28 protein-coding genes and 2 pseudogenes are annotated in these 23,609 nt (G+C 38.0%); 8 read left to right on the top strand and 22 right to left on the bottom strand.

Going from position 1 to position 23,609, the window contains the following annotated elements:
* Window positions 1-29 precede the first annotated feature (29 nt).
* The 7 genes and pseudogenes from M313_RS0106625 to M313_RS22880 form a co-directional block, all read right to left on the bottom strand.
* Entirely contained in the window at window positions 30-497 is a 468-nt protein-coding gene (locus M313_RS0106625; RefSeq protein ID WP_010193569.1) for an NUDIX domain-containing protein, read from the bottom strand.
* A 1-nt stretch (window position 498) separates the two neighbouring features.
* Window positions 499-621, bottom strand: a complete 123-nt coding sequence (locus tag M313_RS26595) for a hypothetical protein (protein ID WP_010193568.1) — start codon at window positions 619-621, stop codon at window positions 499-501.
* Window positions 622-643: 22 nt separating this feature from the next.
* On the bottom strand, window positions 644-1,042 hold the full coding sequence (locus tag M313_RS0106615; RefSeq protein ID WP_010193567.1) for a VOC family protein: 399 nt from the start codon (window positions 1,040-1,042) through the stop codon (window positions 644-646).
* The gene (locus M313_RS0106610) at window positions 1,039-1,620 is read right to left on the bottom strand and encodes a nucleotidyltransferase family protein (RefSeq protein WP_010193566.1); all 582 of its coding nucleotides are present in this window, start codon (window positions 1,618-1,620) and stop codon (window positions 1,039-1,041) included. The genes M313_RS0106615 and M313_RS0106610 overlap by 4 nt, the downstream gene beginning before the upstream one ends.
* Window positions 1,621-1,678: 58 nt before the next feature.
* Window positions 1,679-2,299, bottom strand: coding sequence for a zinc dependent phospholipase C family protein (locus tag M313_RS0106605; RefSeq protein ID WP_029326371.1), 621 nt, complete (start codon window positions 2,297-2,299; stop codon window positions 1,679-1,681).
* A 3-nt stretch (window positions 2,300-2,302) separates the two neighbouring features.
* Complete coding sequence (locus M313_RS0106600) at window positions 2,303-2,884, bottom strand: histidine phosphatase family protein (RefSeq protein WP_010193564.1); 582 nt, start codon at window positions 2,882-2,884, stop codon at window positions 2,303-2,305.
* A 123-nt stretch (window positions 2,885-3,007) separates the two neighbouring features.
* Window positions 3,008-3,779: pseudogene (locus M313_RS22880) on the bottom strand (sporulation protein).
* 181 nt (window positions 3,780-3,960) lie between these two features.
* Here M313_RS22880 and M313_RS0106590 point away from each other — a divergent pair.
* Window positions 3,961-4,218, top strand: a complete 258-nt coding sequence (locus tag M313_RS0106590; protein WP_010193562.1) for a hypothetical protein — start codon at window positions 3,961-3,963, stop codon at window positions 4,216-4,218.
* A gap of 37 nt (window positions 4,219-4,255) precedes the next feature.
* On the opposite strand, the gene M313_RS0106585 is transcribed toward M313_RS0106590, so the two are convergent.
* The 4 genes from M313_RS0106585 to M313_RS0106570 are packed head-to-tail and all read right to left on the bottom strand — an operon-like array spanning window position 4,256 to window position 6,923.
* On the bottom strand, window positions 4,256-4,801 hold the full coding sequence (locus M313_RS0106585) for a GNAT family N-acetyltransferase (RefSeq protein WP_010193560.1): 546 nt from the start codon (window positions 4,799-4,801) through the stop codon (window positions 4,256-4,258).
* Window positions 4,802-4,812: 11 nt separating this feature from the next.
* A complete protein-coding gene (locus M313_RS0106580) occupies window positions 4,813-5,664 on the bottom strand; it encodes a DUF2785 domain-containing protein (RefSeq protein ID WP_010193558.1) in 852 nt (283 codons plus the stop codon).
* A 1-nt stretch (window position 5,665) separates the two neighbouring features.
* Window positions 5,666-6,343, bottom strand: coding sequence for an HAD family hydrolase (locus M313_RS0106575; RefSeq protein ID WP_010193557.1), 678 nt, complete (start codon window positions 6,341-6,343; stop codon window positions 5,666-5,668).
* Entirely contained in the window at window positions 6,336-6,923 is a 588-nt protein-coding gene (locus M313_RS0106570) for a GDSL-type esterase/lipase family protein (RefSeq protein WP_010193556.1), read from the bottom strand. The genes M313_RS0106575 and M313_RS0106570 overlap by 8 nt, the downstream gene beginning before the upstream one ends.
* 82 nt (window positions 6,924-7,005) lie before the next feature.
* Here M313_RS0106570 and M313_RS0106565 point away from each other — a divergent pair, with 82 nt between their 5' ends.
* On the top strand, window positions 7,006-7,362 hold the full coding sequence (locus M313_RS0106565; protein WP_010193555.1) for a hypothetical protein: 357 nt from the start codon (window positions 7,006-7,008) through the stop codon (window positions 7,360-7,362).
* Window positions 7,363-7,423: 61 nt separating this feature from the next.
* Here the strand turns inward: M313_RS0106565 and M313_RS0106560 are convergent, their stop codons facing one another.
* Entirely contained in the window at window positions 7,424-10,477 is a 3,054-nt protein-coding gene (locus M313_RS0106560) for an efflux RND transporter permease subunit (RefSeq protein WP_010193553.1), read from the bottom strand.
* Between the two features lie 208 nt (window positions 10,478-10,685).
* Entirely contained in the window at window positions 10,686-12,464 is a 1,779-nt protein-coding gene (locus M313_RS0106555) for a S9 family peptidase (RefSeq protein WP_010193552.1), read from the bottom strand.
* Between the two features lie 153 nt (window positions 12,465-12,617).
* Between M313_RS0106555 and M313_RS0106550 the strand changes: the two genes are divergently transcribed.
* Complete coding sequence (locus tag M313_RS0106550) at window positions 12,618-13,808, top strand: CapA family protein (RefSeq protein ID WP_010193551.1); 1,191 nt, start codon at window positions 12,618-12,620, stop codon at window positions 13,806-13,808.
* A gap of 189 nt (window positions 13,809-13,997) precedes the next feature.
* On the top strand, window positions 13,998-14,285 hold the full coding sequence (locus M313_RS0106545) for a HesB/YadR/YfhF family protein (protein WP_010193550.1): 288 nt from the start codon (window positions 13,998-14,000) through the stop codon (window positions 14,283-14,285).
* A 37-nt stretch (window positions 14,286-14,322) separates the two neighbouring features.
* Here M313_RS0106545 and M313_RS0106540 read toward each other — a convergent pair whose 3' ends face one another.
* The 5 genes from M313_RS0106540 to M313_RS25565 all read right to left on the bottom strand — a co-directional run bounded on the left by M313_RS0106540 (window position 14,323) and on the right by M313_RS25565 (window position 15,825).
* Entirely contained in the window at window positions 14,323-14,628 is a 306-nt protein-coding gene (locus M313_RS0106540) for a hypothetical protein (RefSeq protein ID WP_010193549.1), read from the bottom strand.
* Between the two features lie 3 nt (window positions 14,629-14,631).
* A complete protein-coding gene (locus M313_RS0106535) occupies window positions 14,632-15,057 on the bottom strand; it encodes an acyl-CoA thioesterase (RefSeq protein ID WP_010193548.1) in 426 nt (141 codons plus the stop codon).
* Between the two features lie 111 nt (window positions 15,058-15,168).
* On the bottom strand, window positions 15,169-15,411 hold the full coding sequence (gene tlp / locus M313_RS0106530; RefSeq protein WP_010193546.1) for a small acid-soluble spore protein Tlp: 243 nt from the start codon (window positions 15,409-15,411) through the stop codon (window positions 15,169-15,171).
* A 92-nt stretch (window positions 15,412-15,503) separates the two neighbouring features.
* Window positions 15,504-15,647, bottom strand: a complete 144-nt coding sequence (locus M313_RS0106525; protein ID WP_010193544.1) for an acid-soluble spore protein N — start codon at window positions 15,645-15,647, stop codon at window positions 15,504-15,506.
* Between the two features lie 67 nt (window positions 15,648-15,714).
* Complete coding sequence (locus M313_RS25565) at window positions 15,715-15,825, bottom strand: FbpB family small basic protein (RefSeq protein ID WP_010193541.1); 111 nt, start codon at window positions 15,823-15,825, stop codon at window positions 15,715-15,717.
* A gap of 300 nt (window positions 15,826-16,125) precedes the next feature.
* Here M313_RS25565 and M313_RS0106515 point away from each other — a divergent pair, with 300 nt between their 5' ends.
* Entirely contained in the window at window positions 16,126-16,584 is a 459-nt protein-coding gene (locus M313_RS0106515; protein ID WP_010193539.1) for a DinB family protein, read from the top strand.
* A gap of 14 nt (window positions 16,585-16,598) precedes the next feature.
* Window positions 16,599-17,294 carry a DUF1287 domain-containing protein gene (locus tag M313_RS0106510; protein WP_010193537.1) on the top strand — a complete coding sequence of 232 codons (696 nt, stop codon included), beginning with the start codon at window positions 16,599-16,601 and terminating at the stop codon, window positions 17,292-17,294.
* Between the two features lie 49 nt (window positions 17,295-17,343).
* On the opposite strand, the gene M313_RS0106505 is transcribed toward M313_RS0106510, so the two are convergent.
* Both M313_RS0106505 and acnA read right to left on the bottom strand, forming a co-directional pair.
* Window positions 17,344-17,853: a TlpA family protein disulfide reductase gene (locus tag M313_RS0106505; RefSeq protein ID WP_010193536.1), complete on the bottom strand. Its 510-nt coding sequence runs from the start codon at window positions 17,851-17,853 to the stop codon at window positions 17,344-17,346.
* A 560-nt stretch (window positions 17,854-18,413) separates the two neighbouring features.
* Window positions 18,414-21,123 (bottom strand): annotated as a pseudogene (gene acnA, locus M313_RS22875) (aconitate hydratase AcnA).
* Between the two features lie 295 nt (window positions 21,124-21,418).
* Here acnA and sspO point away from each other — a divergent pair.
* Complete coding sequence (gene sspO / locus M313_RS0106490; RefSeq protein ID WP_010193533.1) at window positions 21,419-21,568, top strand: small acid-soluble spore protein SspO; 150 nt, start codon at window positions 21,419-21,421, stop codon at window positions 21,566-21,568.
* A gap of 112 nt (window positions 21,569-21,680) precedes the next feature.
* On the opposite strand, the gene M313_RS0106485 is transcribed toward sspO, so the two are convergent.
* Window positions 21,681-21,947, bottom strand: a complete 267-nt coding sequence (locus tag M313_RS0106485) for a hypothetical protein (RefSeq protein ID WP_010193531.1) — start codon at window positions 21,945-21,947, stop codon at window positions 21,681-21,683.
* A 135-nt stretch (window positions 21,948-22,082) separates the two neighbouring features.
* On the opposite strand from M313_RS0106485, the gene M313_RS0106480 reads away from it, so the two are divergent.
* Window positions 22,083-22,226, top strand: a complete 144-nt coding sequence (locus M313_RS0106480; RefSeq protein WP_010193529.1) for a small acid-soluble spore protein P — start codon at window positions 22,083-22,085, stop codon at window positions 22,224-22,226.
* Here M313_RS0106480 and selA read toward each other — a convergent pair.
* Window positions 22,210-23,607, bottom strand: a complete 1,398-nt coding sequence (selA, locus tag M313_RS0106475; RefSeq protein WP_010193527.1) for an L-seryl-tRNA(Sec) selenium transferase — start codon at window positions 23,605-23,607, stop codon at window positions 22,210-22,212. The genes M313_RS0106480 and selA overlap by 17 nt on opposite strands.
* Window positions 23,608-23,609: the final 2 nt, after the last annotated feature.

The raw sequence follows: 23,609 nt of genomic DNA, 5'->3' as shown, positions 1-23,609 counted from the left end.
TTTTTCTCGGATGCTTTTTTTTATCTGTATTAATGCTTAGTTACCACTTCTTTAACAGCTTTTTTAACCTTTTCATCCCATACTACATGTTTCTCAAAAGTTCCCTCTTCAAAGAAAAGCGGAAATCTTTCTTTAAACCAATCTTGCATCGGGAGATCTAGAGCCTCCGATATTGCTACCCATTTTAATTCTCCTTCTGGTGGAGATGATAAAAGCTGTCCACTATAGGTATATGTTAAGTAGTTGAATACCATATATCTTTCATTATTCTCTTCGTCAACATATTCATCAAGCCCCTTATAAATTAAGTTGCTAACTTGCAAGCCAGTTTCTTCATGGACTTCTGGAATAGCGCCTTCTGTTAGACTTTCAGGAAAATTCACTTTCCCGCCTGGGCCTATGAAGCCCGGAAACCCTTTATCTGCAGGCCTATTAATTAAGAGAACTTTATCTCCATCCATTACAAGACACATCGTATACATGCTTATCTTAGTCATCTTATCTATCCTTTTTTTCCATCAATTCTATGATTCTTTTATTTTGCTTAACTAATTGTCCTAGATAGGAAATGATGGTTCCTACCCCAATAGCAATACCTATTAGTAATACTGTATTGAACATCTGTTTTTCTCCTTTGGAAACATTATTCTGAAGGAGCCACAAGCTCTACTTTAATCCTGTCAGGGTCTTCAAAAAATGCCGCATAATAGTTTTCTCCGCCAGCAAATGGATGTTTGTCCTTATATAACATATTTACTCCACGAGATTTCAGTTTTTCTGTTAAGCTGTCCACATGTTCCCGTGACGAGGCATGGAAAGCAAGATGATTAAGGCCCACTCTGGATCGATGATAGGGAACATCCAGAAACCTTTCTTCCGCTTGCACAAATACTATATATGTATTTTCTATTTTCCAACTCTGCCCGCTTTTCCACTCTTGATAGGGGTTATATCCCAGTTCTTCGAGCAGCCATCCCCAGAATTCCTTGGTTTTCTTGAGGTCCGACACATACAATTCTATATGATGAAGTATTCCTGTCATGATTTTACACCTTCCACTTGTGAAATAGTGATATTCGGCCATAATGCCTGCCAATTTTTTTGTTTCAAGCGATTTTCATATATGCTGGCATGCTCTGCTGTTTTTTTATAGAGAGGTGTAGGCTTTACCACTAAGTTTATAAGATCTTGAATTCCGCAAGGAGCAGCAAATTGCAATTGATTGTCATGGTCTAATTTAATTCCAATTGCCGTGGCGGTTTCTGGAAATTTAGACATTGCTTCCGTGGAATTAGCATATGGCGGCATATTATTAATGACGTGCATCCTTGCTTGGTTTTTAACGGACCATGGTTCAACCGGGCATAGTTCTAGCAGTCTTTTTTCATGATGCTTTTCCTTTTCCTCACTTACATCATTTTTATCAAAATAAATAACATCAATATCAGGCAAAGGAGTTCTAAAATCATAACCGTGTAATGTATCCCAGACTTTTGTTCTGACAAATCCAGCACATACCCACCAATCAGGGAGATTAAGGGATTTCGCCACTCTCAATATATCCATCATCCATTCATCTGATTCAATGAGAATCAGCACATCTTTTTCAGTTTGCAACAAGAAAAATGCCTCCTTTCACGGAATGCGAACATATATTCTTATTATACAAAAGAAAGTACTATTTTAGCAAGACTTTCCAATCAGGTGTTAGTTTTATAGACTTTAAACCAATGTCTATAGAAGTTTCGATATAGCCAATGATCATTTCCATGGTAAAAACTTGTAATGGCTCGTCAGTTTGTGAAAGCTTCATATCATGTTCGAGATAAGGGAGAAAAGATGAAAGCTGAGTAATGGAAACTTCATCTAACTCCATTGGTTGCGCGTCACCTTGAATTTCCTTTATTAAATCACAGTCCGTCTGATAATGAATCATCAATTTAGAATTTAGGAGCTTAAAGTCATTATGATATCTTTCTAATAAGGTAGGATCATTTTCTAGCCTGTTTTTTAACCATGGTAAAAAGAACCCTTTAAGCCAAATATCATCTGCTATCAGGTGAGTATAATATCCACGAATATAAGGGTTATCTTTGTGCTTATTGTATTTATGTAAAAAAGCTTGATAATCAATAGACCGAGTGTAGTCGTTTGGATCCCCTATATAAAAATGAGATAAATCCTTAGGAGCAACGGCATCCGGTGCAACGGCTCCTAAAATGAATGAAGAAGTATCCTCTACCCCAATACGTGAAGCAATTTCATTTGCAATAATTGTATGCATTAATCGAGAACCCATATCCTACTTACTACCAAGATGCTTTGTGCAATTATAAAGTTCGCATTCCCACAGTCCTTCACGAACTTTGACAGTGGAAACAGAGGTATTCTCAAGATGATCTTCCATCTTAAGGTCTTTCACCAATTCTCTTAAAACATGTCTAATATAGGACCCGTGACTTACAACTAATACATTCTGATCCTTATGTTTTTCTGTTACTTCTTCAATGAACGAGAGGGCACGTTTTATTACCATTTCCCTTGATTCTATCCCCAAGTCCAGATCCCGCCAATTTTCTCCCCATTTTTCTATTCGTTCGGGTTCTGTCGTACCTTCAATTTGACCACCGTTCACTTCTTGGAGTCTAGAGTCTAAGAACACCTCGCCCACTTGCAGGTTCCTTGCCATAATTTCAGCGGTTTGCATGGCTCTTACTAGATCACTAGAGTAGATAATATCCCATTCTTCATTCTTTATTCTATCTGCTAAACTTTCTGCATCCCTAATCCCATCTTGATCAAGCGGAATATTAGAACTGCCTTGTGCTCTTCGTTCCTTATTCCAGGCAGTACTTCCGTGACGGATAAATCCTAGTTTCGTCATTACAACACGCTCCTTTGAAATAAATTGAATGAATTTTTAGTTTAATTTATTTTTTTTGAAATAACAACTTTTTCACACAGAAAGAACACCTTGGAAAAAGGTGTCCTCGTTAAAAACATATTATTAGCAATAGCGGCGAATGGTACTTTCTAATTGCTGTTTAAAGCCAGGAAGGTCCTGATTCGTTACACGCATTTTGATAAACGTCTCATCCATTTCCAGAGCCTCCGATAGAAAACTACCAAGTCCTCTAACCTTGCGATCTACTTGCAGAATCAATTCTACTGAACTTCCATTATTGTTGGAAAAGATCATTTCAATTTCATCCAGTTTCCCTCTGAATGGACCGGATGTTGGAACAAATTCGAACTCCTGAATGAACGGAAAATGATTTTTCCATCTATATGGCGCCGCTTCACATTCCACTTTTCTTAAGCGAAAACCTAATTGCTCCGCAGCACTTAAGATGGTTGAAATAAGTGGAGATGGTTTCACTTGTACAACATCTTTATCAGAAGGGTCTACTGCATTTTTGATGTCCAATCCTGTTTGTAACCACACTTTAGTGCTACCCATACTTACAGGTGTATCATGTGGCAATGTTAATGTAAAAGGGATTTCTTTCTTTTCATTTACACCAATCACAAACGGATCCACGATTTTTCTTTTTTTCTAAAACTGCTTGTTTATGGACCTTAGTATCATTCGATTCTTTTATATAATTTGTTAATAAAGTTAAGTAAATTTCATCAATTTGCTGTTCGACAGAACCACCGGTGATTTCTACAATACCGCGTATTTCCTCCCCAGATACGAAGCTTGATTCAGCCAATTTAGTATCTACCTTCGCAGCTCCGATACCTACACTAGCCAATGCCTTGTTAAAAAAAGACATCCCTACTCCTCCATTCACCATGAAAAATTTATTAGACATTAATAATACGAATAATATAAGCATAAGGTTTCAAAACGAAAAATAATTATAAATTTCTGAAAAAAGATGTGCATCCACTTCTATTATCGTGTAAAATTACACTAAAGATGTCTTAATAGTATAAAAGGAGGAGGGCACTAATTTGAAAAAATTTATGCTAATAGCTTGGAATGTAGTGACTGGTTTATTTGTTTTATTACTTACCCTATGGTTGGCAGGACCAGGTATATCGGAAACAGAAACTTTACAATACAATCTCTGGTATTTACTTATACTTGGCATTTGGTTTATCGGATTGAGCTTACAGTTTAAAAATAAGTTTAAGACAATAGGGGTAATCATAACTTTATTCCCCTTTATGTTTTATCTTGCAATTACCTTTAGGGCTTTAGCAATTTAGGTTTTAGTATTAATTAACCCTTACCCTATAGTGATTGTTAATTATGTATTTTACTTGTAAGTTCCATCAACCAACAATCTCTATATTGTCCTTCATGTAAAATATGCTCACGTAATACTCGTACCTTATTAAAACCACATTTTTCATAACATTTTATCGCTCTTCCATTGGATGTCATGGGATCCATCACTAGCTGGTTGATCCCTTTTTGAGTTATTAGGTAATTAACCAAGGAAGAAATGATCAGGGTTCCTATCCCTTTGTTCCAATAGTCGGAATCCCCTATAAACTGATCTAAGCCATAAACCCCCTCCATCTCAAAGTATTCTGCTAGTGTACTAGTAGCGTTATTGATTGGATAATATTGAATATAACCTATGTTTTTTCCTTGATAGACAACCATACACCTACACACTTCATCGTCTCTATTAAAAAATTTCCTATTGATATCTTCACCGGTAAATCTGCTGTCTCGTCCCTCATAGAACTCCAACACTTTTGGATCGGACAACCATTTTAATAAATGTTTTTCGTCCTCACCTTGTTGTAGTTCTCTTATAACTACCTCTTTTTGATGAATCAATATTATTACACCTACCCTTGGCCATAGGATTTTCTGAACCAGTAATGGATTTCATGTTCTAAGCATTCTAGCAGTTCCTTATCAGAATTAATTAGTTTCAATCGGAAATAAAGGGTCTTCATGAAATTTGTCACGTTAATCTTACTTCGATAAAAGGACAGTGGTTGTCCACTCACTTCCTGTTCCTTATTCAAAGTAGATGATAGGTCTTTTATCCAACTCATAAGCACCTGTTTCTCCATCCCGTTTTCTAACAGGGCTTCTACAGCAAAAATAAGCCGCTCTTCTTCCTCATCTTGGTACACTACATTCTTTAGGAGGCAAGCTTCTATTGATTTAAGCACATCAGCCAGTAGATTCATTTGAAATTGGTCGTGACTTACCAAGGCAGTCAACATATCCGCTCCATGTGCAATACTGTGCGCCCATCCCTTATTTACTACAAATCCGCGGGTATCCTTTTCTTTATTTAGATATTCAAAGATTGTAGTCTTTACTTCTAGCAACCTCTTAGCATCAATAAATGTTCCATCGTCATTGGCTAAAATCAGGGCAACTACTAAAGAAGAAAAAGATCGTGTAAAAACAGAGTCCGTATTTTCTTCTCCGATTTTATACAACAGATGCTCCTCATCTAAACATCTTTCTAATATATTTAGCATCTTACTCTGAGGAATGATTCCACCATTAATCAATTTAGCAAAGTTTGTGTAAATCAAATCATCACGAAGAATCGGGTCTTTTGAACCGATGTATTTCATCATTGAATCTATCATTGAGTCACAATAAATTTCATCTCCTAATATCTTTTTTTCATCGATTGTTAAAAGCTCATGCTTTAGGGTTTCTTCTTCAAAGAACATATTATCTGCCTTCCTTTTTATTTATGGATTTGACAATAGCAGGCAAACAACCGAGATCTTCTATAATAAAGTCCGCATCTACTTCATTCCAATAGGAATCTCTCTTCCAAACTGTCGTCATGCCAACAGCCTTTGCAGCTTTCACATCATTCTCAGGATGGTCCCCAACAAAAAGGCATTCCTTCATTGTTACCTGAAGCAACTCTGCGGATCTGCAGAAAATTTCAGGATTAGGTTTCTTTATTCCTTCCCGCTCCGAAACAAGAATGGATTGAAAAAAGGGTTCGATACCAAGTGCTTTTAGATTGTTCATTTGGAAAACTTCAAAACCGTTAGTTATCATTCCTAATGAAAGGTTATCTTCAGAAAGTCGCTGAAGTGTGATTTCTACATTATCAAAAGGGGTACAGTGAAATGGAAAGTGATGGATATAATCATCTAAAATTTCCTTCCAAGTCAGTCTCTTTATTAGAAATTCATCTACAAGTTGCTGATAGACTTTATCCTTCCACACATATCCGCGTGCATCCAGTTCGATAAATCTATCAATATAGGTATTTTTTTGAATGTGCTTGAAAGCATGCTTACACCTTTCGTATTGATCATCAATGAACTTCTTTAAGGAGCCATCCCTATCCAATAGCGTGCCATCAAGATCAAATATTACTGCTCTAATCAAATTTCTGTTCTCTTTTTAATTCAATCTCATGTATCTTCTCAGTGATCAAATTTGCTAATATGTCATATCCTGCTTCCCCAAAATGCAACCCATCATTTAATATCCCAACCAAGAGCTCTTTATAATTTGGCCGAGCGTGCAATTCTTCGAAAAAGTCAATTAAATGGCTGCCAGTCTCCTCTGACACTCGTTTAACTACATCTGCATATTTAGCGAGTTCGCCATTTTCTCTGTTTGGTTGGAATGCTTCATCTACTGGAGGCGGAGTGATGAGTATCGTTTTTTTTGGCCCTATTAGTCGGGTAATCTTTAACAAGTTTTCTTTAAAAGTGTTAAGTGCAACCTTTTTATGTACTGCAGCATCATTTGAGCCAAATAATACAGTTACTAGATCAGGGCTATAAGTTAATACATCCTTTTCAATTCTTTTTAATGCGTCCTTTGTAGTATTAGCAGATACCCCCGCGTTGACAACTCTGAACGTAGGGAGTTGAAAAGTAAGTTTTTCAGTAAGTCGAGGGTTGTCCTTTCCTTCATGCCTTGCAGTCAAACTATCACCGAAACAGACGAGTGTTTTCAAATGTATAAATACCACCTTTAGAAATTTATTAATAGTTTTATGTTACCATATAATAGGAAAAACAAAAGTGTGGGAGGATTTAATGGATAATGAATTAATTACTAATCTATCAATGGAAAGCCTGATGATCAATATAGTTATTGGTATTGTGGTTGTTTTAATCGTGAGTTTTATTTTGAAGAGGGTTTACAGAAAAAAGAAGAAAGTCGATAAAGGATTTGTGTTAAGCTATTACAAACTTAGTTATAGACGAAAGCTGATTCGGAACCTATGGCAACTCCCGCCTTCTTTAATAGTATTAATTGCTATTATTATTATATTTGATATTTCCAACACTGCTTCCGTTTTAATATTGTCCCTATTTATCTTAGCTGGCTTTACCCACTGCCTTCTTCTATATAGAAAATGGAAACAAGAAGAAAGGAACACAGAAATGTAGGACTCGCACATAAAAAAAACAAGCATCCATTATCTCTATGACACTGGATGCTTGCTTATTGTTAACCTGCTTTTTTAGCTGTTGGAATCTCTGTTCCATTGCTTCTTTTTCGTTTGAACACTTTACGAATACCAACTCCAAGATCATCGAATAGCATATAAACAGAAGGAATCAGTACTAATGTAATTAAAGTTGAGAACAATAGTCCTGCAATGACTACAGTGGCCAGTGGTGCCTGGTAGTTGCTTGCTGCTCCTGTAGAGATTGCAAGCGGTAGCATTCCACCAACTGTTGTCAACGTAGTCATGAAGATCGGACGTATCCGGTTCATACCTGCTTCTACCATCGCTTCCCCTACACCATAATTGCCTGCTCTAAGTTGCTTGGCTCGGTCAATCAATAGGATAGCATTATTTAGTACGATACCGATTAACATGATGACACCCATCCCTGACATAATACTCAATTCACGCTGTGTTAACAACAATCCTAAAATGACGCCAGTAAAAGTCATTGGAATAATCGTCATCACAATGATCGGATGGAGCAAGTGGTTGAATTGTACGGCCATCACAACATATACCAAGAAAATAGCAATCGCTAAGATAACTAACATATCCTGTATTGCTTCTTGTTGCTGTTCAAGACTTCCTCCAACCGAGATACTATAGCCATCTGGTGTATCAAAATTTTCCACTATTTCTTGCACATCTCTGTTAACAGAACCTAAATCGCGATTCTCGATATTCGCAAGAACTTTTACAACCCGCTCCCCGTCTTTATGATCAATTTGGCCAGGCGCTTTCACCTGTTTAAACGTCACATAATTAGAGAGGTCTTTTAGTCCATCCTGTGTTGTCACTTCAAGCTCTAATAACTGATTTTTGTTTGCGATTACTTCATCTGGGGCTACTAAGATTGGTGTTGCGCCTTCATCTTGCAAAGAACCGATTGGTACAGAAGAAGTAAAATTGTTTAATTGACCTAGAATTTGCAACGGAGTAATTCCGTCCTTTTTCATTGCTGCTTCGTTTAGCTCAATTAGTTCCTCATCCATCAATGTTCCAAGTGATGTAGTCGTACCGATGATCCCATCAATTCCGTTTAAGTCTTTTACCATATCAGAGGATAACGAAGTCAATCCATCCAGATCATCGCCACTTAACTCAATTTGAACCGGATAACTTGCTCCAGCGCTCATGACGGAAGTAACATCCATAACAGGATAATCTTCTTTTAGTTCCAGCAAGCCCTTAAGAATCTGTTCGTTTACTTCTTTTTGCTCTAAGGTAGCTTCTTCTTCTGGAGTCATGTTGATCAAGACAAACATAAATTCAATTTGATCCAGTACAAAACCTTCCTTAACATCTGGAATATCAACGAGCTTGGAATGTATTGCTTCTGCAATTTCATTTTTCTGATCTGGTGTAACGCCTTTATCAAGTGATACCATTAATTCCGAATAGCGATTATACATGTCTGGCATGATGGTCATCGGAACTTTTGTAACTAAAGCCAAAGACCCAATAAACATTAGGCAAAACAGGAAGATAACACCGTAACGTCTACGTTTTTTATCTGTCAGCCATTTAATGAACCTACCATAGGAAAGGATAATTTTACTCTCTTTTTTATTCTGTTGCCTTTTCGTCAATTTCAAAAAATTTTCTGAAAGGGATGGTATTAATGTAAAAGAAACCACAACTGAACTTACGAGTGTCACAATCACCACAACAGATAATATAATCATGAACTTGCCTGCTTCTCCACCTAACAAACCGATAGGTAAAAACACAACAATGGTAGTCAGCATGGAGGCAAATACCGCAGAAGCAACTTCTTTAACACCAATTAATACAGCTTCCCGATTATTTAAACCTTGTTCTTTTTTACGATAAATGGACTCTAAAATAACGATAGAAGCATCCACCATCATTCCAATTCCTAACCCAAGTGCAATTAAACTCAGCATATTAAGGCTGTATCCCAATATCCACATACTTGCAAACGTAAGGAGAATAGATAGTGGGATGGAGATTCCGATGATCATGGTTGCTCTAACATTTCGAAGAAACAGGAATAGCACCACAATGGCCAGTAATCCACCAATAAGAATGTTGCTTGAAACACCATTTACCGCTTCGCTGACATAATCAGCCTGCGCTACTATTTCTTCAAACTCAAATCCGGAAATAAGTCCTTCTTCTCGTATTTTCTCGACTTCTGCACGGACCGCTTCGGCCATTTCAATTTGTGTTACCTCAGAAACACGCCCGATTTGAACCATTACGACATCCTGGCTCCCGTCCTTCCATACTCCAGATGCAGTTTCACGAACCTGAAGTTCAATATCAGCCAGTTCACCTAGTTCTTTCACACCCGACATTGTGGGTATTAGAATCCCTTTAATATCCTCGACATTTGTTAAGGAGGTGTTCCATCTTAATGTCGGCTCGTTTACTTCCTCTGATAGTTCCCCGAATGAAGTAATCAAATTAGACTGTTGAATGGTTTGAATGATTTGCTGGGAGTCTACACCAGCGTCCTTTAGTTCATCACCCTTAAATTGAATGACCACTTCGTTCTCTTCTAATCCATCAAACTTCACATCTCTTACTTCTGGCAATGCTTCTAGTCTAGGTTCAACCACATTTTTTGCAAAGGCTGAAATATCCTCCATATCACCATTAAAAATATCCATATAAAACTCATATTCCTGGCTTGTAGTCATTTGAAAGCTATTAATATACTGAACTCCGGGGATTTGAGTGGATAAAGGGGCTACTGCAGCCTCAATATTCTTATGTACTTCATCCCCTCTTCCCTCTTCTATCATGACAGTAATAGAAGACTTTCCAACATACGTTGCGGAAGTATGGGAATCCACACCATCCATTCCATTTAAAATCTGTTCAATCGGTTTTGTCACTTTATCTTCTACATCCAGTACAGGCATTTGTCCGGCATCTACCTGTACAATCGTCATATCAAAAGAAATCGGCGGCATTAATTCCTGATCTAGTTTGTTCAGCGAATAGAAGCCAATCATAAATACAAACACAACTAATAGCCCAACAGCGATTTTCCTTCTCAAAATAAATTCCATCATCGACATCCCTAAATTCTCCCCTCAATTATCAAAAATAAGAATATATTTCCAACTCCCAAAATTGATTATATGCTCAATATAATCAAATAAAAAGCCTTTTTTGGAAAATACTTCTTGAGGCGTAGATGGAGGTACGACTTGAGCTCGATTACATATTAAACAAAAAAATAGGACCCGGAATTTAATCCGAATCCTTAGCAAATGCCTAAATAATTTAAATATGTTTTTCTAAAAAGTTCAGGATTGCCCTGAATACTTTTATTTCATTTTCTTTCTTAGAGAAACCATGCCCTTCATCTTCAAGTACAAGGTATTCTACATCCCGGCCTTTTTCTTTTAAAGCATCTACAATCTGATCAGATTCTTTTTTGACCACTCGCGGATCGTTTGCACCTTGAATAATTAACATTGGCTTTGTCATGGTATCAAGGTAAGTAATTGGAGAATCCACTGTCAGTCGTTCTTTATCTTCTACCGGATCTCCTACCCATTGTTTCATGATCGGTTTCCAGTGTTCTGGCACAGAATCAATGAAGGAAAACAAGTTACTGACACCAAATATATCAATGACCGCTTTGAAATATTCTGGATGACGACCGTGGAGAAGTAACGCCATGTATCCACCATAGCTGCCGCCCATTAAGAAAATCTTATCCCTATCTGCAAACCCTTTTTCTATAATCCATTCAAGTCCATGTATATTGTCCAGTCGAGGTCCGTGTCCCCAGTCCCCCTCAACCATTTTCATATAGGTTAATCCATAGTTGGAGGACCCTCGGAAATTTGGAGCAAAAATACTATATCCTCTATTAACTAGAAATTGAAAATAAGAGCGGAAAAACTTTCGTTCAGAAGCCTGCGGACCTCCGTGTGGCCAAAGTATTACATGTCCATTTGACACCTCTTCTTTAGCCCTGAAGAATAATGCTTCAATCTCTAGTCCATCAAAAGATGGATAAGAGTGGATTTCCGGTTCACAAAGCTCTTCATCCGCAACTGCCGGCACACGATTATTCGTTAAAGGAATCCAACCTTCCTTTTCCTTTTTAAAGATGTTTGCCGGCTTTGAAGCAGTTTTTCCTAGCAGATAGACCAATCCACTTTTACTTATTACCACTTTATCAATAATGGAGACTGGTATGTCGACTTCATTCCAAACTTTTTTCTCCAAGCAATAGGTATAGAGTTTATCTTCCACTCCTTTTGCTGAAACGAGATATAACTTATTTCCAGACTTGTCTAGATACATGTTATTAAAATGCATCTCACTATCCGAGACTCTTGTAAACTTCTTAGTTTCAAGATCAAAATGCGCGAGGTAACCATTATCATCCTCATAATCAGTAACAAGATAAACGGAGTTGGATCCAGTAAATATGGCACTGTCAACAGTGTGTTGACTGTCTGTTTCCGGCGTTAACTTAGTTGTTGTTTCACCTTGATGTAAAAATGCCTGTGTGTGAGTGTTAGCATAATGTCTTAGAGTAATAAAGCTTTCTTCATCTTCTGAAACGGCTATTAAGTATGTGGACGCATCGGTCCCCTCTACCAATAACTTTTCCTCTTTTGTTTCTAAGTCGTAACAAAAACAATTTAAATATGTTTGGTTATCTTTTGTGCTCGTATAGTATATACGTTGTCCGTCTTTGGAGAAGCTCGGGTTCATATGACGATGCTCGTTATCCACTCTCACATCCTGCAATTCCCCGCCTCGGCTAGGCAAGGCATAAAGTTGTGCCAGCTCATTTCCATCTTTATCAAAGCTTGCTAATATGTATTTTCCGTTTGGATCGTACTTTAACCCATGACAACTTTGGTTATTGAATGTCAGCGGATATGGGTATTGATTTGGCAGATCCATTGCCCAAACATTGTAATGCCCCGTTAGGTTCGTACTGTACACTAACTGTTTTTCATCTGGACTTAATGTGAAATCTTCAATATTAAAGACTTTAAAAAATTGTTCCACTTCAGGTTTTTTGAATGTAAGCAAATTGTTTCCCCCTTTTTTATATGTATTCTTATACTATTTCGAGACACAAAACAAAAATCCTTTAATTTTTTGAACATTCGACATATTACGATGAATTTTGCGAAAACTATGTTATATGGTGGAGGAAGAAAAAGATATAAGGGGTTAACTACAATGAATAAAAAATTTAAATATCTTCTCCCAATTTTAATAATTATGCTATTGGGAACCGTTTTTTCTGTATTGTCCTTTAAACACTTCAGCAGTTTTAATGGGAGTGAAAGTCAAGAAGAACTTATTGCAAAACCCGTCAAGCTTCATAAATTAACAAAAGAAGTAAAAACAGCAAAGGGTTTCCGTACAGAAGCAACCATTTCCGCTGTGGGGGATTTACTCATTCATAGCACTGTTTATAATGCAGCGAAAAAAGGGGAAAACAGCTATGATTTCAATCCCATGCTAGACAAGGTGAAATCATACCTACTTGAAACCGATATCTCCATTGCAAATCAAGAGACCATCATTGGAGGAACTGAAATAGGATTATCCAATTACCCTAGCTTTAACAGTCCATTTGAAGTTGCCGATGCCCTTCAGGAAGCTGGCGTTGATATTGTTAGCATCGCCAACAACCATACATTGGACCGTGGGGAAAAAGCGATCATGAATGCCATTACTCATTATGAAACCATCGGGATGGAATATGTTGGCGGGTACAAGAGCAAGGAAGATAAAGCACGATTAAGGACCATATCAAAAAACGGAATTGAATTTTCCTTCTTGTCTTATACATATGGAACAAACGGAATTCCCGTTCCGGAGGGGAAAGAGTTTTTTGTAAACCTGATTGATCGTGAGGCAATAAAAAAAGACGTAGAAGAAGCCAAGCAAAACTCAGATGTTGTCGTAGTCGCTATGCACTGGGGAGTGGAATATATCCTTTTTCCAAACTCTGAACAGGAAGAACTTGCAGACTTCCTGGCTGAAATTGGGGTCGACATTGTGATTGGACATCATCCCCATGTATTGCAGCCAATGAAATTCATGGACAGACCTGATGGCGGGAAAATGTTTGTTGTCTATTCATTAGGTAATTTCTTGTCTGGCCAAAAAGATGACTATAAAGATATTGGTGGTATCCTTCAACTCCATATCGAAAAGACGATGGATGGACAAGAAAGCAAAATTGATATTAAAGTGGATAATTTTATCCCAACATATGTTTCGCAAGTCAATCCTACTAAATACCATGTGGTTCCATTAAAGGATGCTGCATCATACGGATATTCTCAGGCAGAGGCTAAACACGAAGAAATGATGAAGCATATGTATCAATGGTTAAAAGAAGATGAAATAAATAATTAATTACACAAGCATCGATCCTAAACAAAAAGGGTCGGTGTTTTTCATTTTCACACAAAGTGGTTTCGTTTGGTTGCATTCGTGGAATTCAGGTATAATAAGGTTGTATATACATATTGCGTTCATGCGAAAGCATCTTTCCTTTTTTCAAGGCAACGTAATACAATCAAAGAGACAAAAGGAGTTGCTGTTATGAATATTCACATGTCAGATCAAGCCCTAGAATGGTATAAAAAAGAGCTTCACCTAGAAAATGGAGACAACATTAAATTCCAAGTTCGCTACGGAGGCTGCAGTACGGTGCAAAAGGGATTTTCTTTAGGAATTGTAAAAGAAGATCCAGACCAGCCTGTTGCGACCATTGAGAAAGACGGAATTACGTTTTTTGTGGAAGAAAAAGATGCATGGTATTTTGACAGTCATGATCTTCACATTAAGTTTGATGAAGAATTGAACGAACCTAAATTTGACTACGAATGAACATAAAAAAGAATTAGGGCTATTTAGTCCTAATTCTTTATTTATGCTCAAAGAATCGATGAATCTGTGTCCATTGACCTTCTTTTTTCAATATCTCCAACTGGGTATCTCCGATTAAATCAAAATGAGGATATTGATCCCTTTTATGTATCCATTCTTCCTTCAACCCATATTGACTGCCCCAGTCAATGAGCTTTTTCACATCACAGCAACCGGCTTTAGTTACTGTTGTAATTCCATCAAAACGCGGGTGAATCCAATAGTGGGTAAGGAAGGCAATCTCTCCGTTTCTCACTTTTTCTTTCCATTCTTGAAGTTCACCTCGTTTGATTCCAAAGGCCATGTTTTACTCTCCTTGCTTTTTAGCGTTTTCGTAGGCAGCATGCCACTCTGGATATTTCTTTCGAATTATAATCGGTTTAAAGTTATCTTTTCTCACACATACATGCGAGGAACTTCCCAACAATGCGATTTCCTCGTTCGGTGTTAGAATTTTATAGCCATAGACCACTCGAAAGCCATCGTATGTTTCAATCCATGTATGTATAGTAGCAACTTCTCCGTAACGAAGCGGCTTTTTATATGTAACATTTATATCAATTACAGGCGAAATAACTCCGTCCCGTTCCATTTCTGCGTAGGAAAAGCCTAAATCTTTAATAAGTTGTGTTCTGCCAAGTTCCATCCAAACTAGATAATTGGCATGATACACAACCCCCATTTGATCTGTCTCCGCATATCGTACTTCTATTTCTTTATTAGAAATTAGCATCTCTGCTCCCCCTTACTTGGCTGTATTTGATAATGATAACATAAAAGAATATTTTTCCACATTAAAAAAGCCTTTAAAAAAGGCGGGCATACGCTGCCCGCCTTTTCCTTTTTACTGAAGACCGTTTTCGCGAGCACTTGCTTCGTCTTTAATTTCAGACCTAAAAGCAGCAATGCTTTCTTCGCGACGTTGGTTTTTCGCTTCAATGCGAGCTCTTTCCTCTGCATTGGCAAACTGCATGGAATCATGTGCTTCTTCAATATTTTCTATTGTGTTCTGCACCATGCTTTGTAGTTTTTCTACATTATCACTGCGATCATCCGGGTTTGCACGATGTTGTTTGTTTTGGTCCATAACAAAACGCCTCCCTTTATCGAATGAAAAGCTACTACAAACGTTATTCTTTGCAACGATGGCTCGATTAATTCTTGAAATAGATGGATGTATTATTCACCCTTCGTTTGAATTACTTGAGCGTGTTTACCAGATGTATCTTGCATTTGTTTGCCTTTATTACCGCCAGCCTCTTGTGGTTGAGTGCCGATATGGTTTGGCATAAAATGTTTTCTGCTTCCTTTTGGATTACTCATAAAAACATCCCTCCTACCTTTACTATCTCAAGATGGAGGGAAATTCATAACAAGAAATATTTGAAAGTTATTCTGCTGCTTTATTTAACATCTTTTCTTCTAAGCGATCTTCAATTTTACGAAGTGCTTCTTCGTCCTTTAATAACAGCTGTTTGTTCTCTAAAAACAAGTTCTTCAAATGAACGTTTACGAATCCTTCTCATCGTCTCACCTACTTATTTATTATTGTAATAGTATTAATGTCCAAAATACTCTAAAATTATGATAACTTTCTGCGAAATAAATTAGAATTTCATGAAAATTTAAAGAGGTTTGTCACAAGAAAAAAGTTGCGGGAGCTATTTATTATTTATATAACCAAATTCAGAAAATTAAAAACTGGTATAAATAGCCATAATAACGAATATATGTTCTTGTTTCTTTTGTTTATTTACGGTACAATTTAAAGATAGAATATTCTAAAAAGTGAGGGTTACATATGAAATCGACAACTTCAACTTATGTTGCTTTTCAATATAACATGGAATTTTTTAATTCATTTGCAACAAAAGACGAAACGGAATTAATAAAACCTATTTCAACAGGCAAGTGGTCTATAAAAGAAATCATTGGACATATTTATTTCTGGGATTTATTTCTTTTGGAATATATGGTACCTGAAATGAAAGATAACGGCGTCCTACCTGACTTTCCAGACCATGATAACTACAATGAAAAAGCTATCCAATCTATAAAATCGTTTACAGATACAAATTCCCTCATAGAGGAATTTATCATCACTAGAAAAAAGCTAATTGCCAATATGGAGAATTTAGATCAAGAAGTAAGATTCACCATTGGGAACAAAAAACGCAAATTTACTCCGGAATCCTTCCTGCGCATGTTTGTGCAACACGATATTCACCATATGGAACAAATTAAAAGCTTGGCTGACTGACTTGGAGGTGAAACATGAAAAAGAAAGCGTGGATTTTTACCGCAGGGGGCTTAACCTTTCTTTTTTGCTTTATCCTTATATTCAAAGATGGCATCATTTTGGACTATTTAGGAATTGATGTGTCCCTTCCTTTTACAAAAACATTGGATATCCCTTCAAGTTTATCTGAGACTGATCAAAATAAAAACGGCATACCAGATCAGCTGGACATCGTATTAGCTGCACGAAAAGAGGTAGAGCAGCGCACACCTTATAAAAGTGTGTACTATGACGGTGGTTATCCCCCTGATACAGAGGGTGTTTGTACGGACGTAGTCTGGCGTGGTTTAATGGGAGCGGGAATAAATTTAAAGGATCTGATGGACCAGGATATTGCCGAGAATACGGACTTGTATCAAAGGGTTGGTGGAGTCCCTGACCCTAACATAGATTTTAGGCGTGTTCCAAACCAATCCGTATTTTTCGAAAGACATGCACAATCATTAACAACAGAAGTTAAAAAAGGAGACAAAGACAACCTAGAGCAATGGCAAGCTGGGGACATCGTCGTGTTTCTTGGTGGAGATTTTGATCATGTTGGCATTGTTTCTGAAAAACGTACGAAAGATGGCATTCCATATATTATTCATAACACTTATCCGTTTGCTTCTGAAATTAAACTAACGTCTTTTAAATCACCGATAACCGGTCATTTTCGTTGGAAATTTTAAAAGGAGGTTTCACAGAATCCTATCTGTAAAACCTCCCTCTTTATATTTCTCAATTCATTTTCGCAACCTGTTCTTCCATCAATTCATATGTCATGGGCCCTAAATGCATGTAGGATATGACACCCTCTGAGTCGATAAAAAACGTAGAAGGCATAGTCAAGACTTGATAGTGCCTAAAGATATCTTCCTTGTCTAAAAGGATTGGAAAAGTATATTCACCCTCTTCTACATATTTCTTGACTGAATCTATACTCGGCTCGCTTGTAGTTAAGTTAACAGCGAGCATCACGACATCCTCATTTTCTGTGTGGAACTTTTGCATTTCTGGCATTTCTGCTCGACACGGTCCACACCACGTAGCCCAGAAGTTTACAATAACTTTTTTTCCTTCATAATCAGATAGTTGAGCTGTTTTTCCTTCTAGTGTACTAAGTTCAAAGTCCATTGCTTTGTCCCCAGGTTGAGTGCCAGTAGCCGGATCTTTTTCACCAAACACCTGAAAGATTGCATAGCCGCTTAGTGCGACAAGAAAGGCAATTGCTATTATTTTTTTTACCATTAACATTCCCACCTTTATAAAATTGCCATTATTCCGTAATAGCTAGAAATGATTATGAAAATACTTGGAATCAATATAATTACAGAAGTTTTGATATGTATGTTTGATTGATGTAGTTTCCAAAATAAGAAAACCATTGTTACAACAACTGCAAGATAAAACCCTCTTGTCCCCCCTGTGAAAAAGAGCAGCCCATAGGGATTTGTCCAAATGATGGACGGCCTAAAAATAATAATACTAAATTTAAAAATAAGGATCCATATTAGCAAGCCAGAAGTTAAATGGTTCTCTACTGTTTTCACGACTTCCGGATTCTTTCTAAGGGATATAGCAATATAAAGATATGCTAGAAGACATGAAAAAAGAAGAACCAGATAAGACTTCTTTATTACCAGCGGACCTAATTGAAAAGCATCCATATCTTACCCCTCTACAATGTATTACTTTTATTTAATCATACGTAATGATGTTATTTCCATTAACCTATGTCAATTTTATAACATTTAAATCAAAAAGAAAAAGCTGGCCTCATGTTTTGAGACCAGCCTATCTATATTACATTATGCTTTTAGCTTGTCGCGCAATACCATACGCAGGATACCACCGTGACGGTAGTAATCGATTTCTACTTCGCTATCGAAACGAACAAGTGCTTCAAATTTCTTTTTTGTTGCCTTCTTTCGTCGGTAGCAGTAAACTTTTACAAAGTCACGTGGTTTAACTGTTTCGTCAACAGCTACTTCAAACGTTTCTTTACCAGTCAAGCCAAGTACTTCTGCACTTTCGCCATCTTTGAACTGTAAAGGTAGAACTCCCATTAGAACAAGGTTACTACGGTGGATTCTTTCGAAGCTTTCCGCGATAACTGTTTTAATTTCCAAGTAAGTTTGTTCCTTTAGCAGCCCAGTCACGGGAACTTCCCATACCATAGTCTTTTCCAGCGATGACCATTAGGCCAGTGCCTTCTTCTTTGTACTTCATGCAAGCATCATAAATGCTCATTACATCGCCTGTTGGCCAGTAAGTCGTCCAACCGCCTTCTGTACCTGGAGCGATTTGGTTACGGATACGGATGTTTGCAAACGTACCACGCATCATTACTTCATGGTTACCACGACGGGACCCATAAGAGTTGAACTCACGAGGAGTTACACCATTTGCTTGTAGGTATTTACCTGCAGGCGTATCTTTTCCAATAGAACCAGCCGGAGAAATATGGTCAGTAGTTACAGAGTCTGCAAACTTACCAACTACACGTAGTCCAGAAAGTGGCTCTACAGTTCCTGCTTCAGCAGTCAACCCTTCAAAGAATGGTGGGTTTTGAATGTACGTGGAATCATTATCCCATGAGTACAATGCTTCATCAGAAGTCTGGATTTCATTCCAGCGCTTGTTGTCATCGAATACGTGCTCATATTCTCTGCGGAATAGCTCTGGAGTTACCGTTGATTTAACAACTTCTTTCACTTCTGTCATGGAAGGCCAGATATCCTTAAAGAATACATCGTTTCCGTCTTTATCTTTACCGATTACATCATTTTGAAGGTCAACATCCACATTACCAGCAAGCGCATATGCCACAACTAGTGGTGGAGATGCAAGGTAGTTACCTTTTACAAGGGGGTGGATACGCCCTTCAAAGTTACGGTTACCGGATAGCACAGAAGTAACAAGCAAGTCATTTTCTGCTACTGCTTCTTCGATTTCGTCTGCTAATGGACCGGAGTTACCGATACATGTCGCACAACCGTAACCTACGATGTTGAAACCTAATTGATCTAAATATGGTTGAAGTCCGGAATCGTGAAGGTAACCTGTTACAACCTTTGAACCAGGCGCTAAAGAAGTTTTCACGAAACTTGGTACTTCTAATCCTAATTCCACCGCTTTTTTCGCAACTAAACCAGCAGCAATCAATACGTATGGGTTGGATGTATTTGTACAGGAAGTAATAGACGCAATCGCAATAGATCCTGTTTTCATTGTCGTTTTCTCACCAGAAGCCAATGTCACTTCTACTTCTTTATTGATGTCAGTAGGAGTTAAACCATAGCCTTGGTTACCTTGTGGAGCTACTAGTGCATTGCGGAAAGTTTCCTGCATCATGGATAGTGGCACAAGGTCTTGTGGACGTTTAGGTCCAGAAAGGTTTGGTTCGATTTCCCCAAGGTCGATTTCTACTACATCTGTGTAGATAGGATCAGCGTCAGGGCTGAAGAACAATCCGTTTGCTTTGGAATACTCTTCTACCAATTTGATTTGCTCTTCACTGCGTCCTGTTAAGCGCATATAATCAAGAGACTCTTCATCAACTGGGAAGAATCCACAAGTTGCTCCGTATTCAGGTGCCATGTTGGCAATTGTTGCACGGTCAGCTAGTGGTAATTCAGATACACCAGGTCCGAAGAATTCAACAAACTTACCAACCACACCATGTTTACGCAATACTTGTGTAACTTTTAGTGCTAAGTCAGTTGCAGTTGTTCCATTTGGTAAAGCGCCTGTCAATTTAACACCTACAACCTCAGGAACCGGGAAGTATGAAGGTTGGCCAAGCATTCCTGCTTCCGCCTCGATACCACCTACACCCCATCCAAGAACACCGATACCGTTAATCATCGTTGTATGGGAGTCTGTTCCGACAAGCGTGTCAGGGAATGCTACATACTCACCATTTTCTTCCACAGCGTGAACAACGTTTGCCAAGTACTCTAAGTTAACTTGGTGAACGATACCAGTTGCCGGTGGAACTGCACGGTAGTTGTCAAAAGATTTCTTTGCCCAACTTAGGAACTTGTAACGCTCTGCATTACGTTCGAACTCAAGCTTCATGTTGAAGTCTAAAGAATCAGCTGTACCAGCTTTATCAACTTGTACAGAGTGGTCAATTACAAGATCAACCGGGATTTCAGGATTAATTTTCTGAGGATCTCCACCAACGTCAGCCATTGCTTTACGTAAAGATGCAAGGTCAACTACAGCTGGAACTCCTGTGAAGTCTTGAAGAATTACACGGGAAGGTTTGAATGGTACATCTACTTCCTTCTGCTCATCTGTTCCCCATTTTGCTAAGTTTTCAACGTGCTCTTTTGTGATAACACGGCCGTCTACTTGACGTAAAACGGATTCTAATAATACTTTAATGGAGTATGGTAAGCGTGATACGTTACCAATGTTTGCTTTTTCAAGCGCTTGCAAAGAATAGTAATGATACGTTTTGCCGTTCACATCAAAAGACGTGCGGGCATTAAAAACATCTTGCTTCGTCATATGTATTACCCCCTGCTACTCATAGTTTAATAGGACCTCGCTATGAACAATTAATAGGCATTGAAAAACAAGCTTTCTTTTAGTGGAAAGCGTTTGCGTTTGTTTTTCTTTGAGACAATTTTCGAGTTGTTTCTCCCACCGAATAGTCCTTACAATATTATCTTAATACAACATTTCTCATAAGTAAATATCAATAAAGTTATCAAATCACATAAGTTACACTTATCTTTCATAATATTCCACAAATACATGCTGTTGAAACCTCAGGAGAAACTATAAATGGAGGTGAGGCAAAATGGCAAAAAGAAAATCGAACCATGTCATCGAAGGTATGAACAGTGCTAGCGGACAGGGAAAAGGTGCTGGGTACAACGAGGAACTTTCCAATGAGCCTTTGACAGAAGCGCAGAAACAAAATAATAAAAAACGTAAGAAGAATCAGTAATAGAAGTAAATGTGAAATCAACTCCAAATATTTGGGGTTGATTTTTTTATCCAAAAAAGCCAATTCCAAACCTATAATACCGGTTCAAAATTGGCCTTACTCCTACAACTCTCTACTCCAGCGTATTCCCATCGCCTTGCTGCATTAATCGTTGCAGGTCTGCCTGAAATTGCATCAATTGCGGGCGTTGTGTTTCAGAAGCTACTTCTAGTGCATTGTTGATCTGCTCCATCGCTTCGTTTACTTCATTTTCTAATCGTTTGAAATCATGCCCGTAATTTGGGTCGTTTCTGACAATCGCTTCATACACATCTCTCGCTTGTTCTGTTCCTTGTTGCGCTGCTTGGAATGCTTGCTGTTTATCTTTATGATATGGCATATCATTTCGCTCCTTTAGATCAAAGTAAAGAATAGCTCTACCTATACTGCCCGTCTTAAAGAAAAATATACCTCAAACAGTTGAGCATAAACCTGTCCATTTTTCAAAAACTATAAGTAAAGGAGGAGATAAACCATGAACAAAAACAGCCACAAAGATATGGTCAGAAACCAGCCTAAAGATAATCAATCAGGCCAACCCGCACCTTTAAGCGGATCTCATAAAGTGAAAAACCGCCAGCATACCCGCCAAAAGCATAATTCTAGTCACGATATGTAAGCTCAATTTTACGAAAAGCTTCCACTAGCTTAGGTATTTCCCCTTGTGTGATAGTCCGGAAATCCAAAATCACATACTGATCTTGGAGCCTGACCACCACACTAGGGGTTCCTTTTCTTAACTCGTCTGCCAGGTTTTGAGACGAAAGAGTATCGGATTGCACCCTAACAGCGAGGGATGGTATTTTCACTTCTGGCATCGTCCCCCCGCCTACCATAGACTCTACTTCTACGAGCTCCCAAAGATACATCACTAGTGAATTTACGGAATCAAGAAATACTGTGGCTCTCTCTCTAACCTTTTCGATCGTTAATAACATATCTCTTACCGCTGGAATGTCTTCGGCTTTATTGTTTGCATATGCTTGTAATGTCCCCTCTAACGCAGCAAAACTCATTTTATCCACTCGAAGCACTCTGGCTAGTTGATGCTTTTTTAGCTTATCGATATATTGTTTTTTTCCGGCTATGATACCTGCTTGGGGTCCACCCAACAGTTTATCACCGCTAAACGACACGATATCTACGCCAGTTTCTAACACTTTTTGTACAACTGGTTCTTCTCCGATACCCGCTTCTGTGAAATCAAAAAGGACTCCGCTACCCAGATCTTCGTAGACAATCAAATTATCTTGAAACTTCTTTAAATCAACGAGTTGTTGTGTTGATACGTCCTGAGTAAATCCAACTATTTTAAAATTACTTGTATGTACTTTTAACACCATGGAAGTTCCATCAGTAAGAGCTTCCTCATAATCTTTAAGGTGGGTTTTGTTGGTGGTTCCTACCTCCACAAGCTTGGCACCGCTCTCTTCCATAATGGAGCTGATGCGAAAAGAACCTCCGATCTCCACGAGCTGGCCTCTTGAAACAATTACTTCTTTCCCTTTTCCAAACGCATTTAAGATAAAAAACACTGCTGCCGCGTTATTATTTACTACCATGGCAGCTTCGGCACCTGTTATCTCTTTAATTAAATCCTCGACAATATCATGCCTAGAGCCACGTTTACCTGAATTTATATCAAATTCAAGGTTGGAATAATTTTCGGCAACCTCCACCACACGATCTATTGCCTCTCTGCTTAATCTTGCACGTCCTAAATTTGTATGTAGAATGGTTCCCGTTGCATTGATAACAGGAAGAAGGCTTGGTTTGCTTTTTCGTTTCACTATTCCTTCTGCCTCATCCCAAATGAAGGAAGTAAGATCTTTATCTATGTGCTGACCACTTTTAACTGTATTTCTTACCGCATCTAATGCCTGTCTAATTATTGAAGTAAGTACTGTTTCATCTAGATTGTATTTTTTGCTTAACAGAAGAAATGTATGTTGTTTTTGCAGTTCATGAACTGGAGGGATATTACGTAATATGTCTTTCACTT

This window comes from Bacillus sp. m3-13 (assembly GCF_000175075.1).
GTDB classification, from domain to species: domain Bacteria; phylum Bacillota; class Bacilli; order Bacillales; family Bacillaceae_I; genus Sutcliffiella_A; species Sutcliffiella_A horikoshii_C.
The sequence above is the reverse complement of the archived record's forward strand: the minus strand, read 5'-3'. Positions and strand labels throughout refer to the sequence as shown.

Coding starts and splice junctions, on each gene's coding strand:
- M313_RS0106625 (WP_010193569.1), bottom strand. CDS start 497: ATGACTAAGATAAGCATGTATACGATGTGTCTTGTAATGGATGGAGAT.
- M313_RS26595 (WP_010193568.1), bottom strand. CDS start 621: ATGTTCAATACAGTATTACTAATAGGTATTGCTATTGGGGTAGGAACC.
- M313_RS0106615 (WP_010193567.1), bottom strand. CDS start 1,042: ATGACAGGAATACTTCATCATATAGAATTGTATGTGTCGGACCTCAAG.
- M313_RS0106605 (WP_029326371.1), bottom strand. CDS start 2,299: ATGGGTTCTCGATTAATGCATACAATTATTGCAAATGAAATTGCTTCA.
- M313_RS0106600 (WP_010193564.1), bottom strand. CDS start 2,884: ATGACGAAACTAGGATTTATCCGTCACGGAAGTACTGCCTGGAATAAG.
- M313_RS0106580 (WP_010193558.1), bottom strand. CDS start 5,664: ATGTTCTTTGAAGAAGAAACCCTAAAGCATGAGCTTTTAACAATCGAT.
- M313_RS0106565 (WP_010193555.1), top strand. CDS start 7,006: ATGGATAATGAATTAATTACTAATCTATCAATGGAAAGCCTGATGATC.
- M313_RS0106560 (WP_010193553.1), bottom strand. CDS start 10,477: ATGTCGATGATGGAATTTATTTTGAGAAGGAAAATCGCTGTTGGGCTA.
- M313_RS0106550 (WP_010193551.1), top strand. CDS start 12,618: ATGAATAAAAAATTTAAATATCTTCTCCCAATTTTAATAATTATGCTA.
- M313_RS0106545 (WP_010193550.1), top strand. CDS start 13,998: ATGAATATTCACATGTCAGATCAAGCCCTAGAATGGTATAAAAAAGAG.
- M313_RS0106540 (WP_010193549.1), bottom strand. CDS start 14,628: ATGGCCTTTGGAATCAAACGAGGTGAACTTCAAGAATGGAAAGAAAAA.
- M313_RS0106535 (WP_010193548.1), bottom strand. CDS start 15,057: ATGCTAATTTCTAATAAAGAAATAGAAGTACGATATGCGGAGACAGAT.
- tlp (WP_010193546.1), bottom strand. CDS start 15,411: ATGGACCAAAACAAACAACATCGTGCAAACCCGGATGATCGCAGTGAT.
- M313_RS0106525 (WP_010193544.1), bottom strand. CDS start 15,647: ATGAGTAATCCAAAAGGAAGCAGAAAACATTTTATGCCAAACCATATC.
- M313_RS0106515 (WP_010193539.1), top strand. CDS start 16,126: ATGAAATCGACAACTTCAACTTATGTTGCTTTTCAATATAACATGGAA.
- M313_RS0106510 (WP_010193537.1), top strand. CDS start 16,599: ATGAAAAAGAAAGCGTGGATTTTTACCGCAGGGGGCTTAACCTTTCTT.
- M313_RS0106505 (WP_010193536.1), bottom strand. CDS start 17,853: ATGGTAAAAAAAATAATAGCAATTGCCTTTCTTGTCGCACTAAGCGGC.
- sspO (WP_010193533.1), top strand. CDS start 21,419: ATGGCAAAAAGAAAATCGAACCATGTCATCGAAGGTATGAACAGTGCT.
- M313_RS0106485 (WP_010193531.1), bottom strand. CDS start 21,947: ATGCCATATCATAAAGATAAACAGCAAGCATTCCAAGCAGCGCAACAA.
- M313_RS0106480 (WP_010193529.1), top strand. CDS start 22,083: ATGAACAAAAACAGCCACAAAGATATGGTCAGAAACCAGCCTAAAGAT.